Raw genomic sequence first — 12710 nt, 5'->3', positions numbered from 1 at the left:
CACCCGGCCGCGGGCCGCGGGCGGCACGCCGCGGGCCGGCAGGTCAGTGACCGGCCGACAGCCGGAGTGCCGTGCGCATCGCGTCGCGAGCGCGGCGCCGGTCGCCCGCGGCGTCGTACAGGACTCCGAGGCGGAACCACGCCCGCCAGTCCTCGGGCGCCGCCTGGACGGCGTCGCGGTAGCGCGCGAACAGCGCGTCGGCCGCCGCGCGGTCCGGGCGGCCCGACGGCCGGAGCGGAACGACGTCGTCGGGGGCGCCGCCCTCACGCTCGAGTCGGGTGGCGAGCCGCGTGACGCGGAAGCCGAACCGCAGCTCGAGCACGAGGAGCACGGCGCCGATCGCGGCCACGACGAGCAACGCGACCCCGATCCCGACACCGATGCCGAGCCCGGTCGCGATGAACGCCACCGCGCGCTGACCGACGAGCACGAGGTACAGGACGAGGAGCGCGGCGATGAGCGCGACGCCGGCGAAGCGCGAGCGCACGTCAGGCGATGCCGAGGACGCTGTCGAGCCCGACCGTCAGCCCCCGGAGGGAGGGCACGGCACGGAGCGCGGCGCGGACACCCGGCGTGTAGGCGACGTCGTCCGTCGTGTCGTGCCGGATCGTCAGGGTCTCGCCGACGCCGCTGAGCACGACGTCCTGCTGGGCCCGGACGCCCGGTAGCCGGAGGCTGTGCACCGGCACGCTCGCCACCTGCTGTCCCCGCGCGCGCTGGTCCACGTGCGGCGCCGCGACCGGCCCCACGTCGCGTCGGGCCTCGGCGATGCGTTCCGCGGTCCGGACGGCCGTCCCCGACGGCGAGTCGACCTTCGCCGCGTGGTGGGCCTCGACGATCTCGACCGCGTCGAACCAAGGCGCCGCGATCGTCGCGAGGTGCGTCGCGAGCACGGAGCCGATCGAGAAGTTCGGGACCACCATCGCCCCCTGCTCCGGCCGGTCCCCGAGCACGGCGCGGAGGTGCGCGAGCCGGTCCGCGGACCACCCCGAGGTGCCGACGATGACGTTGGCACCGCTCGCGAGCGCGGCGTCGACGATCGCCGGGCTCCGCGCCGGCACCGTGACGTCGACCACGACGCGAGCGCCGGCGAAGACGTCCGGACCGGCGTCCTCCACGTGGTCCCCCGACCCGAGCGAGGCGACGAGGTCGAACCCGTCGAGCGCCTCCACGACCGAGACGACGAGGCGACCGAGGCGACCGGATGCACCGACCACGGCGACGGGGATGCTCATGGGCCCATCCAACCATCCCCCGGTCCGCCCGTAGGATCGGGAGGTGGTCTCCGTGCGCGCCGTCCCCGCCGATCTGCCCGAGGTCGACGTCCTGCTCGACCACTACCTCGACGAGCGGGCCGCGACGTTCCCCGTCGCGCAGGGGTCGTACCGACGCAAGCGGACCGACTCGCGCGAGTTCGTCCCGCCGCACGGCACCTTCGTGGTCGCACACGACGGCGAGGACGCCGTCGGCTGCGGCGGCCTCCGGCGCATCGACGACGACGGCGAGGACGTCCGGTTCGAGGTCAAACACGTGTTCGTCGAGCCCGCCGCGCGAGGGGCGGGGGTCGCGACCGCGATCATGGACGCGCTCGAGCGCGCTGCCGTCGACCTCGGCGCCACGAGCGTCGTCCTCGACACGAACGACAGCCTCGTCGCCGCCGGCGCCATGTACCGCGGCCGCGGGTACGAGCGGATCGCGCCGTACAACGACAACCCGAACGCGACCGCCTGGTACCGGCGGCGGGTCGGCTGACCGTCAGAGCGGCTGCGGGACCGGGAGGCCCGTCCGCAGTTCGACGGGCAGGTGCGCCGTGTCGTTCAGGGTCACCAGCTCCGGCGGCTTCGCCGACCGGACGCGGACGATGGTGAGCGCGGTGTGGGCGACGCTCGTCCCCATCCAGCGCCAGTCCGGCGCCTGGAACACCTCGCGCACAAACCAGGCGATCACCGCGTTGTGGGTGATGAGGAGGTCGTGGCGGTCCTCGATGGAGGGCGTGAACCACTCGGCGACGGCGTCACCCATCTGGGCCTGGCCGGCCGCGATCTCCTCTTCCGTCACGCCGCCGAAGAAGCTCCGGTAGGCGTGCGGCATCTCGGACGTCGGGCCCGAGGGCACGCAGTCGAACAGGAGCGTCGAGGCCTCGGGCACGATCGCCGGGAGCCGTTCACGCATGATCCTGGCGGTCTCGGCCGGCGCTTCGAGCGGCGAGTGGCAGACAGAGTCGAACGGGATCCCGCCGAGACGGTCCGCGATGAGCGTCGCCTGCCGCTTGCCACGCTCGGAGAGCTTGCCGTCGCGCAGGCCGTGCTCGGCGTCCTGGTGTTCCCCGTGCCGGACGAGGTAGAGGTAGTGCGACATGCCGGACCGGTCAGACGTCGTCCGCGCCGGGAGCGCCCTCGAGGTCGGCGCGGTCGACGGCGCCGACCACGCTCGTGACCACGGGGCGGGTCAACAGGTCGCGCGCGAGGTCGAGGACGTCGTCGGTGCTCACGCGATCGACGCGCTCGAGGGCCGTCGCGAGGTCCGTGAACTCCCCCACCCCGAGCTCGGAGCGGCCGAGCCGCGTCATACGCGCGTCCGTGTCCTCGAGCGACAGCGTCAGCGCGCCCTCGATCTGGCCCTTCGCACGCGCGAGCTCGTCGGCTGAGATCCCGCTGTCCGTCATCTTGCGGAACTCGTCGTCGACGATGCCGAGCAGCGCCCCGACGTTGTCGGGCGCACAACCGGCGTAGACCCCGAACGCGCCGTTGTCGAGGTACGCCGGGGCGAACGAGGACACGGCGTACGCCAGACCGCGGCGCTCGCGGACCTCTTGGAACAGGCGCGAGGACATGCCGCCTCCGAGCACCGCGTTGAGCACGCTGAGCACCGGGCGGCGGTCGTCGCGGAGGTCGAGCCCGTGCGAACCCCGGATGAGGCTGACCTGTTCGGTGGGACGACGGATGAGTTCCAGGCGGGGCTCGACGCCCTCCGCCGGGACCTCGGCCGAGCGACGGGGGTTCGGGGTGGCCGGCGGGACGTCCCCGAAGGCCGCCGCGACGAGTTCGACGAGCTGGTCGTGGTCGATCGCGCCCGCGGCCGTGACCACGATGCCGCTCGGCATGTAGTGCTGCCGGTAGTGGTCCAAGACCTCGTCGCGCTCGACCGCACGGATGCTGTCCGGCGTGCCACCGATCGGACGCCCGAGCGCGTGGCCGGCGAAGGCGGCGGCGAAGAAGGCCTCGCCCGCGAGGTCGGCCGGGTCGTCGGCAGCCATCGCGAGCTCCTCGAGGATCACCCCGCGCTCCACGTCGAAGGCCTCCGGGTCGAGGACCGAGTTCGTCACCATGTCGCCGATCACGGCCACGGCCATCGGGACGTCGAGATCCCGGACGCGGGCGTAGTAGCAGGTGTACTCCTTGGCGGTCGCCGCGTTGTGCTCGCCGCCGACCGAGTCGAACGCCACGGCGATGTCCAACGCGCTGCGTTCGCGTGTGCCCTTGAAGAGCAGGTGCTCGAGGAAGTGGGTCGAGCCGTACTGGCCGGGTTGCTCGTCGCGCGAACCGACCCCCACCCAGTACCCGATGCTCGTCGACCGCGCCGACGGGACGGCCTCGGTGAGCACGCGGACGCCCGAGGCGAGGACCGAACGCCGGACGAGGGTCCCCCCTGCGGTGGGGAACGCGGTCTCCGGCGCTTCGAGCGGCAACGGCACAGGGCAGTTCATCGCGTCGAGCCTACTGAGTCTCCACGGACGTGACTCAGGAACGGCCTGCGCTTGTGGACAGCCCGCGGATGACCCGGGAACGGGGTACACACGATGCGGACATACGGACTCGTCTGTCTGTCCTCCTCGTGCTACAGTGACGGCACCGGAACGGCACCGCCCCCTCGATGCCGGTTCGGCGGCTACCGGACAACCGGGTCCTGGTGCGATACACGTCCCCCCGCGGTGTCGCGACAGCCGACGTTGTCCCGAGGAGCCACGCTGTGACGGTCGATTCCCCCCAACCGACCGTCCAGCGTCTCCCGGGACCGACGACACCCGGGTCGAGCGAAGCTCCCCGGACCAGCAGCGCGCGTCCGACCGGCGGCGCGAAGCTCCGGATCCTCGAGACGGCGGCCCGGCTCTTCTACGAAGAGGGCATCCGTGGCGTCGGCGTCGACCGGCTCATCGCCGAGGCGAGCGTGACGAAGGCGACCTTCTACAAGCACTACGGCTCGAAGGACAACCTGATCCTCGCCTACGTGCGGAGCCGGCACGAGCAGGTCAAGCAGGCGATGGACACCATCATCGCCGAGGCACCCGACGCACGGACTGCGGTCGGCACCTGGGTCGACACCGTCGTGGACACCACCAACGACCCCGACTTCCGGGGCTGCGCGTTCCTCAACGCCGCGGCGGAGTACCACGACCCCCGGCACCCCGTCCGTGAGGTCGTGTCGGCCCACCGCGACTGGTACACCGATCAGCTCGCCGAGCTCCTGCAGCAGGCCGGCCACCCGCTCCCGGGCGACGGCGCCGACGAGCTCATGCTCGCGCGTGACGGCGCGATGGTGGGGTCGTACGCCGGGGACACGATCGCGGCGTGCGCTGCTCTGGGCCGCGTGGCGAGTCGCGTGCTCGGCACTGACGCACCCGCCGCCTGATCTGCCGCGCGGCCGCCGTGCCGCCCGGCCGCCGTGCCGCCCGGCCGCCGTGCCGCCCGGCCGCCGTGCCGCCCGGCCGCCCGGCGCCTCTCCCGCCGAGATCGCAGTCGTTGCCGCTCTGCCGCGGGGCGGAGCGGCAACGTCTGCGATCTCGCGGTGTCCTGACGGCGGCCGGAGGACGGCGGCCGGACCGCAGACGCGGAACGGCCGCCGGACCGCAGACGCGGAACGGCCGCCGGACCGCAGACGCGGAACGGCCGCCGGACCGCAGACGCGGAACGGCCGCCGGCCCCCGAGGGGACCGACGGCCGTTCCGTCGAGCGCGAGCGTCAGACCGTGGCGCCCTCGGCGTCCGCGGACTCGGTCGCCGTGTCGGCCTCGTCGGCGATCACGGGCGCGAGCGACAGCTTGCCGCGGTCGTCGACCTTCGTGACCTCGACGAGGACCTTCTGGCCGACCCCGAGGACGTCCTCGACGTTCTCGACGCGCTTGCCACCGGCGAGCTTGCGAACCTCGGACACGTGGAGGAGTCCGTCTCGGCCGGGGAGGAGCGAGACGAACGCACCGAACGTGGCGATCTTGACGACCGTTCCGAGGAACTGGTCCCCGATCTCCGGGTTGGTCGGGTTCGCGATCGCGTTGACCTGGGCGCGGGCGGCCTCGGCCGAGGGACCGTCGACCGCACCGATGTAGACCGTGCCGTCGTCCTCGATCGAGATGTCGGCGCCGGTCTCGTCCTGGATCCCGTTGATCGTCTTGCCCTTCGGGCCGATCAGCTCGCCGATCTTGTCGACCGGGATCTGGACGCTGATGACGCGCGGCGCGGTGTCGGCCATCTCGTCGGGGGCGTCGATCGCCTCGGTGAGGACACCGAGGATCGCCGAACGGGCCTCCTTGGCCTGCTTCAGGGCGGCGTCGAGGACCGACGACGGGATGCCGTCGAGCTTCGTGTCGAGCTGGATCGCGGTGACGAACTCGCTCGTGCCGGCGACCTTGAAGTCCATGTCGCCGAGGGCGTCCTCGGCACCGAGGATGTCGGTCAGGGCCGCGTAGCGGGTCTGACCGTCGACGGTGTCGGAGACGAGGCCCATCGCGATGCCCGCGACCGGCGCGCGCAGCGGCACACCGGCGTTGAGGAGCGACAGGGTCGAGGCGCACACGGAGCCCATCGAGGTGGAGCCGTTCGACCCGAGGGCCTCGGACACCTGACGGATGGCGTAGGGGAACTCCTCGCGGCTCGGCAGGACCGGCACGAGTGCCCGCTCGGCGAGGAAGCCGTGTCCGATCTCGCGACGCTTCGGCGAACCGACGCGGCCGGTCTCACCGGTCGAGTAGGGCGGGAAGTTGTAGTGGTGCAGGTAGCGCTTCTTCGTGACCGGGCTCAGGGAGTCGATCTGCTGCTCCATCTTGAGCATGTTCAGCGTCGTGACGCCCAGGATCTGGGTCTCGCCGCGCTGGAAGATCGCCGAACCGTGAACGCGCGGGATGACCGCGACCTCGGCGTCGAGCGGACGGATGTCGGCGAGGCCGCGGCCGTCCATGCGGACCTGCTCGGTGAGGATCCGGCCGCGCACGACCTTCTTCGTCACCGACTTGTAGGCGGCGGAGACCTGACCGTTGGCCTCGGCGGGCAGGGTGCCGGCCTCGACCTGGGCCGCGACGGCCTCCTTGACGCGCGCCTTGAGGGCGTCGTCGGCGTCCTGACGCTCGAGCTTGCCGGCGATCTGGTACACGCCCTTGAGCTCGTCGAGGGCGAGACCCTCGACCGCCGCGTAGACCTCGTCGGAGTACGCCGGGAACACCGGGTAGTCCTGGATCTCCTTGGCGGACTGCGCGGCCATCTTCGCCTGGGCCTCGACGAGGACCTTGAGGAACGGCTTGGCGGCCTCGAGGCCCTGCGCCACGACGGACTCGTCCGGCTTGACGGCGCCACCCTGGATGAGACCCCAGCTGTTCTCGGTGGCCTCCGCCTCGACCATCATGATCGCGACGTCCTCGTTGCCGGCCTCGTCGGTGACGACCCGGCCGGCGACGGTCAGGTCGAACACGGCCTGCTCGAGCTGCGAGTGCTTCGGGAACGCGACCCACTGGCCGTCGATGAGCGCGAGGCGCACACCGGCGATCGGGCCGGAGAACGGCAGACCGGAGATCTGCGTGGAGGCCGACGCCGCGTTGATCGCGAGGGCGTCGTAGAACTCGTCCGGCGCGATGCTCAGGACCGTGATGACGATCTGGACCTCGTTGCGGAGACCGTCGACGAACGACGGACGGAGCGGGCGGTCGATGAGCCGGCAGACCAGGATGGCCTCGGTCGACGGTCGGCCCTCGCGGCGGAAGAACGAGCCGGGGATCTTCCCGGCGGCGTAGGAGCGCTCCTCGACGTCGACGGTGAGCGGGAAGAAGTCGAAGCCCTCCCGCGGGTGCTTGCCGGCGCTCGTGGCGCTCAGCAGCATGGTCTCGTCGTCCAGGTACGCGGCGACGGCGCCCTGCGCCTGCTGCGCGAGACGACCGGTCTCGAACCGGACGGTACGGGTACCGAAGCGACCGTTGTCGATCACTGCCTCGGCGAACTTGATCTCGGGACCCTCCAAAGGGGTGCCTCCTCGTGTGCGTGACGGCCACGCACACTCGTCGAGCGTGCGTGGTGGTGTCGGCGTCGTGGTCGACGCCGCATGGTGTGTGTGCAGCAGGGCCGGGGGTCGAGGGCACGGTGTGCACGTGCGCCCACACGACAGCGGGACGCATGCCTGGCCAGCAGTAGAAATCCACGGCGCCGCTCGCCCCGCGTGGGGGACGGTCCCGTAGGTCACCACCGATGACCAGCTTCGTGCCGGCCTGCTCCGGTTGGTTCCAGATCGATGACGGATACGTCACCGACGGTCACGAGCCTAGCATCCGGGTCCGCCGCTCCGGCATGGCTCGCGGCGAACACGCGGTGGGTCGTTAGCCTGGGCCCATGCGTCACTCCTCCCCCACGCGTGCCGCCGCGCCCGGACGTGCGCGCCGTCGGCTGCTCGTGACGGGCCTCACCCTGACCGTGTGCGCGTTCGTCGCGCCGGTCGTCGGAGCCCTCCCGGCCCAGGCCACGACCTACCCGTCGTGGGCGGACGTCCAGGCGGCGAAGGGCAACCAGGCGGCCACGCAGGCCGAGGTCGCGAAGGTGCAGGACGCGCTCAAGGGCCTCCAGTCGGTGGCCGCGCAGAAGTCCGCCGCCGCGCTCACCGCGTCGGCCCAGGCCGCCGCGGCCGAGTCCGACCTCCGGGCGGCGACCCAGACGGCCGACGACCTGACCGCCAGGGCAGCGGCCGCCGCCGAGACCGCGGCGCGCGCCAAGGACCGGGCGGGGCAGCTCGCCGCGCACCTCTACCGCTCGGGCGACAGCGACACGATCACGAGCCGCATCGTCGGTTCCAAGAAGCCCCAGGACCTCCTGTACCAACTCGGCACCCTCGACCAGTTGTCGGACACGTGGGCCGGTGTGATGAGCGACGCGAGCGTGGCGGCGAACACGGCCACGTCCCTCCACGACCAGGCGCAGCGGGCCGAGGCGGAGCGCCAGCGCCTCGCCGACGCCGCGGAGACCAAGTCGACGGCGGCGGACGCCGCGGAGGCAGCGGCGAACGCCGCGGTGTCGAGCACGCAGCAGCACAGCGACGAGCTGTACGCGCAGCTCGCCACCCTCAAGGACACGACGGCGAAGGTCGAGCGGCAGTACGCGATCGGCCAGGCCGTGGCCGCCCAGGTCGCGGCCCAGAAGCGGGCCGCGCAGCTCGCTGCGGAGCGCGCGGCCGCCCAACGCGCCACGTCCGCCGTCGCGGCGGCCGCGCCCACGACGTCGTACCCGGATCCCTCCGGCGTCGCCGCGGACCCCGCAGGCGCGCAGGCGTACGCGCGAGGCGCGATCGGTGCCTACGGCTGGGGTTCCGACCAGTTCTCATGCCTCGTGTCACTGTGGACGCAGGAGTCGGGCTGGCGGGCGAACGCCCTCAACGTCTCGAGCGGCGCCTACGGCATCCCGCAGGCCCTGCCCGCGTCGAAGATGGCCACGGCGGGTGCGGACTGGCGCACGAACCAGGACACCCAGATCAACTGGGGCCTGGCGTACATCAAGGACGCGTACGGCAGCCCCTGCGCCGCCTGGAACCACGAGATGAGCGAGAACCCGCACTGGTACTGAGCGGGTCTCCCCCTCCGCGCGCCCCCTACTGACCGAGGCCCTCGAGCAGACTCCCGAAGTCGACGACGTCGGGCTCCGTCACGGGGACACGACGCCGGGAGGTCCGGACCAGGTGGGCGAGGTCGGCCCCCGCCCGGCGGATCCGACCGTCGAGTGCCGCCACGCCCTCGGCGTCGCCCCAGTCCTCGGTGGCCGCGAACACCGCGGTCGGCGCCACGGCGGCGCGCAGATAGCTGAAGACCGGTCGGAACCCGTGCTCGACCGTGAGCGAGTGCCGCGGGGAGCCACCGGTCGCACCGAGCAGCACGGGCATGTCGACGAGTGCGTCCGTCTCGAGGACGTCGAGGAACGACTTCGCGAGCCCGCTCATGCCCGCGGTGAACACCGGCGCGACGAACACGACGGCGTCCGCCTCGACGACCTCGGCGACCGCCGCGCCGAGCGCGGGCGGTTTGAAGCGCGTCAGCATCGCGTCGGTGATCTCGTGCGCGAGCGGGCGCAGGTCGACGTGCACGACGCGCGTCGCGCCTCCCGGCACCCCGTCGTCAGGGTCACCGAGGGCGGTCACGGCGGCATCCGCCAGCCGGTCGGCCAGGAGGCGCGACGACGACGGTTCGGACAGCCCCGCGGAGACGACGGTGATGGTGGTCATGCGCGCACCTCCGCGACGTCGCTGGCGACGGCGGCCGACTGCGCGGCCGCGACGAGCGAGGCGTGGGTCGGGGCGTCGGGGACGCCCGGGGCACGGCGGGCCTCGAACTCCTTCCGGAGCACGGGCACGACCTCCTCGCCGAGGATGTCGAGCTGCTCGAGCACGGTCGTGAGCGGCAGCCCCGCGTGGTCCATGAGGAACAGCTGGCGCTGGTAGTCGCCGACGTACTCGCGGAAGCCGAGGGTCCGGTCGATGACCTCCTGCGGGCTGCCGACCGTGAGCGGGGTCTGCCGCGTGAAGTCCTCGAGGCTCGGGCCGTGGCCGTAGACCGGCGCGTTGTCGAAGTACGGGCGGAACTCCGCGACGGCGTCCTGCGAGTTCTTCCGCATGAACACCTGGCCGCCGAGCCCGACGATCGCGTTCGCGGCCGGCCCGTGTCCGTGGTGCTCGAACCGCTCACGGTAGAGCCGGACCATGTTCGCGGTGTGGCTCGCGGGCCAGAAGATGTGGTTCGCGAAGAACCCGTCGCCGTAGTAGGCCGCCTGCTCGGCGATCTCGGGGGTGCGGATCGAGCCGTGCCAGACGAACGGGGCGACGCCGTCGAGTGGGCGCGGCGTCGCGGTGAAACCCTGCAGCGGCGTGCGGAAGTGGCCCTGCCAGTCGACGACGTCCTCGGTCCAGAGGCGGCGGAGGAGTGCGTAGTGCTCGATGGCGAGGTTGACGCCCTGTCGGATGTCCTGCCCGAACCACGGGTAGACGGGCCCGGTGTTCCCGCGGCCGAGGATGAGGTCGGTGCGGCCGCCGGACACGTGCTGGAGCATCGCGAAGTCCTCGGCGATCTTCACCGGGTCGTTCGTCGTGATGAGTGTCGTGCTCGTGCTGAGGACCAGCCGCTCGGTCTTCGCGGCGAGGTAGCCGAGCATGGTGGTCGGCGAGGACGGCACGAACGGCGGGTTGTGGTGCTCGCCCGTGGCGAAGACGTCGAGGCCGACCTCCTCCGCCTTCTGCGCGATGGTCAGGACCGCCTGGATCCGCTCGGCCTCGGTCGGCGTCCTGCCGGTCGTCGGGTCGGTGGTGACGTCACCCACGGTGAAGATGCCGAACTGCACGATGCGCTCCTCTTTCGATGCGTTTGCATGTACATGCAAGCCGAACGACGGTGCCGTGCACGCTATTCCCGCTCCGTGCGAACGCGCGGGGAGACCACCGCACCCGTCGGGAACGCAGAACGCCCCGCCCCTCCGGTGGGAGGGACGGGGCGTTCGGTCAAGACCGGATCCCCCGCCTGGCGGAGGCACTTCGATCGTCGACCGCAGTGACCGACAGAGCAGTGACTAGCGACGCAGGCCGAGGCGCTCGATGAGCGAGCGGTAGCGGTTGATGTCGACGTCGGCGAGGTAGCCGAGGAGACGACGACGCTGCCCGACGAGGAGCAGCAGACCACGACGCGAGTGGTGGTCGTGCTTGTGCTCCTTGAGGTGCTCGGTGAGGTCCTTGATGCGCTGCGTGAGCACGGCCACCTGGACCTCGGGGGATCCCGTGTCGCCCGGGTGGGTCGCGTACTCTTCGATGATCGCCTTCTTGACGTTCGATTCGAGTGCCATGGGTGATCCCCTTCCTGTTGCTGCGCGGTGCACCACACCGGATGTGTGGGCGCTCTGTGTCCGCGGCCGTTCGACGGCAACCTGACGATGATACCCCACCGGCCCGTCGCCGGACGACCCCGACGAGCCCCGTCCGTGCCCCGGAGTCAACTGAACAGTGCCCCGACGAGGCCGGGGACGGCCGCGACGACCGCAACGAGGCCGGCCGCGACGCCCGCACACGCGGCACCCGCCCACGCGAGACGCGCAGCGCGGGCGACCCGCACCTCCCGTCCGAGCGCTGCGAACCGTGCCACGACGTCGGCGGGCTCACCCTCGGGCCGCACGCCCCACGTCTCGGTGGAGGTCACGGCCCCGGCGAGCGCCCACACCGCGTCCTGACCGAGGACCGTCGGGAGCCGGCGGAGCGTCCGGACGAGGTGACGGGCGTCGACGACGCGGACGCCCTCGGGCGCGCGTCGGACCTGCACCCGGGCGGCGTGCACCACCGCGACGAGACTCGTCACCGGTGCGACGGGGAGCGTGAGCGCCGCCAGGGCACGCAGCACGCGCGTCCGATCGCTCCGTGCCGCGTGCACGTACGGCCGGCGCTGACCCGCGACGAGCACGGTGTCGCCGCCGACCCACACGCGGGCGTCGCGGTGGTGCTTCGTGTGCACCGTGACGACACCCATGGGTCCGACGACGAGGTGGTCGATGTCCGTGCCCGAGTCCGTCACCGGGATGGAGTGCAGTACGACGTGCTCCGGTCCGAGCCCCTCGAGGAGCCGCGCGGTCACGCGCTCCCCCACCACGCCGACGTACCAGGACCGCGCCGCGTCGGTGAGCACGCGCGCGCCGACGACGCGTGCGAGACGACCCCGCGGTGGCGCGGCCGCCTGCTCGGCGAGGCAGGCCGCCATGAGCGTCTGCCCCGGGACCCGGTCCGTGAGGTCGTCGAGTCGTACCGCCCCCGGGACGTCGTGGGTGGGCACGCGGTGGTCCTCCTGTCGGGCCGTCCTGCACGGCCCACCACCCAGGGTGTCGGACCCGGGCCGGCCGGTGCCAGCTCCAGAAGGGGTGCCCCCCGGACGGCCGGACCAGGGGACGGACGGGAGGACCGGGGTCGACCGGTCGCGCGACGCGCGGCCGTCAGACCATGCGCGGGCGTCGGCGGCGGCGTTCGGGCACCGCCGACCGAGCCAACCCGATGAGCGTGGCGCCGAGGAACCCCCCGAGCCCGTTCGAGAGGACGTCGCGCGGATCGGCGACGCGGCCCGGCAGGGCGACGTGCTGCGTCCACTCGATGCCCACCGAGAGTCCGACGGCGAGCATGCCCGCGAGGAACCACGCCCGCCGGGGCAGCCACATCGCCGCGATCGCACCGACCGGGACGAACATCGCGATGTTCGCCAGGAACTCCGCGCGGTCGTAGGTGACCCACGCCGTCGCCGCGTGCTGCTGGGCCAGCCGGAGGACGAGGGCGACCGCATCACTGCCGGAGCGGGAGAACAGCTGGGGTGTCAGCGTCATCCGCCACACCACCCAGGCGTAGCCGGCGGTGACGACGAGCAGCAGCAGTCTCCGGAACATCCGCACAGTCTGGGGCAGCAGCCTGCCGCACCCCTGTGCCCTGGCTGGACACCGACCGAGCCGCGCCTGGCAGATC

At 72.4% G+C, this 12710-nt stretch carries 13 protein-coding genes; 3 read left to right on the top strand and 10 right to left on the bottom strand.

From position 1 onward, the window contains the following. Positions 1 to 43: 43 nt before the first annotated feature. Both DEI86_RS11640 and dapB read right to left on the bottom strand, forming a co-directional pair. The gene (locus DEI86_RS11640; protein WP_111011102.1) at positions 44 to 487 is read right to left on the bottom strand and encodes a hypothetical protein; all 444 of its coding nucleotides are present in this window, start codon (positions 485 to 487) and stop codon (positions 44 to 46) included. 1 nt (position 488) lies between these two features. Further along, a complete protein-coding gene (gene dapB / locus DEI86_RS11635; RefSeq protein ID WP_111049614.1) occupies positions 489 to 1235 on the bottom strand; it encodes a 4-hydroxy-tetrahydrodipicolinate reductase in 747 nt (248 codons plus the stop codon). A 43-nt stretch (positions 1236 to 1278) separates the two neighbouring features. Between dapB and DEI86_RS11630 the strand changes: the two genes are divergently transcribed. Beyond that, entirely contained in the window at positions 1279 to 1752 is a 474-nt protein-coding gene (locus DEI86_RS11630; RefSeq protein ID WP_111014014.1) for a GNAT family N-acetyltransferase, read from the top strand. Positions 1753 to 1755: 3 nt separating this feature from the next. Here the strand turns inward: DEI86_RS11630 and DEI86_RS11625 are convergent, their stop codons facing one another. Next, complete coding sequence (locus DEI86_RS11625; protein WP_111011099.1) at positions 1756 to 2358, bottom strand: histidine phosphatase family protein; 603 nt, start codon at positions 2356 to 2358, stop codon at positions 1756 to 1758. 10 nt (positions 2359 to 2368) lie between these two features. Further along, complete coding sequence (locus DEI86_RS11620; RefSeq protein ID WP_111049613.1) at positions 2369 to 3706, bottom strand: pitrilysin family protein; 1338 nt, start codon at positions 3704 to 3706, stop codon at positions 2369 to 2371. A 263-nt stretch (positions 3707 to 3969) separates the two neighbouring features. Here DEI86_RS11620 and DEI86_RS11615 point away from each other — a divergent pair, with 263 nt between their 5' ends. Then, complete coding sequence (locus DEI86_RS11615) at positions 3970 to 4629, top strand: TetR/AcrR family transcriptional regulator (protein ID WP_258368716.1); 660 nt, start codon at positions 3970 to 3972, stop codon at positions 4627 to 4629. Positions 4630 to 4958: 329 nt separating this feature from the next. Here the strand turns inward: DEI86_RS11615 and DEI86_RS11610 are convergent, their stop codons facing one another. Beyond that, positions 4959 to 7220 carry a polyribonucleotide nucleotidyltransferase gene (locus tag DEI86_RS11610; protein WP_111049611.1) on the bottom strand — a complete coding sequence of 754 codons (2262 nt, stop codon included), beginning with the start codon at positions 7218 to 7220 and terminating at the stop codon, positions 4959 to 4961. 365 nt (positions 7221 to 7585) lie between these two features. On the opposite strand from DEI86_RS11610, the gene DEI86_RS11605 reads away from it, so the two are divergent. Beyond that, positions 7586 to 8806: a hypothetical protein gene (locus DEI86_RS11605; RefSeq protein WP_258368714.1), complete on the top strand. Its 1221-nt coding sequence runs from the start codon at positions 7586 to 7588 to the stop codon at positions 8804 to 8806. A gap of 25 nt (positions 8807 to 8831) precedes the next feature. Here the strand turns inward: DEI86_RS11605 and DEI86_RS11600 are convergent, their stop codons facing one another. The 5 genes from DEI86_RS11600 to DEI86_RS11580 all read right to left on the bottom strand — a co-directional run bounded on the left by DEI86_RS11600 (position 8832) and on the right by DEI86_RS11580 (position 12634). Beyond that, positions 8832 to 9458 carry a CE1759 family FMN reductase gene (locus DEI86_RS11600; protein WP_111049610.1) on the bottom strand — a complete coding sequence of 209 codons (627 nt, stop codon included), beginning with the start codon at positions 9456 to 9458 and terminating at the stop codon, positions 8832 to 8834. Next, the gene (locus tag DEI86_RS11595) at positions 9455 to 10567 is read right to left on the bottom strand and encodes an LLM class flavin-dependent oxidoreductase (protein ID WP_111011094.1); all 1113 of its coding nucleotides are present in this window, start codon (positions 10565 to 10567) and stop codon (positions 9455 to 9457) included. The genes DEI86_RS11600 and DEI86_RS11595 overlap by 4 nt, the downstream gene beginning before the upstream one ends. Before the next feature lie 225 nt (positions 10568 to 10792). Then, complete coding sequence (rpsO, locus tag DEI86_RS11590; RefSeq protein ID WP_111011093.1) at positions 10793 to 11062, bottom strand: 30S ribosomal protein S15; 270 nt, start codon at positions 11060 to 11062, stop codon at positions 10793 to 10795. 146 nt (positions 11063 to 11208) lie between these two features. After that, positions 11209 to 12036 (bottom strand): nuclease-related domain-containing protein, encoded by an 828-nt coding sequence (locus tag DEI86_RS11585; RefSeq protein WP_111049609.1) that lies wholly within the window; start codon positions 12034 to 12036, stop codon positions 11209 to 11211. Between the two features lie 157 nt (positions 12037 to 12193). Further along, positions 12194 to 12634 carry a VanZ family protein gene (locus tag DEI86_RS11580; protein WP_111037291.1) on the bottom strand — a complete coding sequence of 147 codons (441 nt, stop codon included), beginning with the start codon at positions 12632 to 12634 and terminating at the stop codon, positions 12194 to 12196. Positions 12635 to 12710: the final 76 nt, after the last annotated feature.

The organism is Curtobacterium sp. MCBD17_028, assembly GCF_003234875.1.
In the GTDB taxonomy this organism is placed as follows: Bacteria; Actinomycetota; Actinomycetes; order Actinomycetales; family Microbacteriaceae; genus Curtobacterium.
Note: the sequence above shows the minus strand (reverse complement) of the source record. Positions and strands in the feature narration are given on the sequence as shown.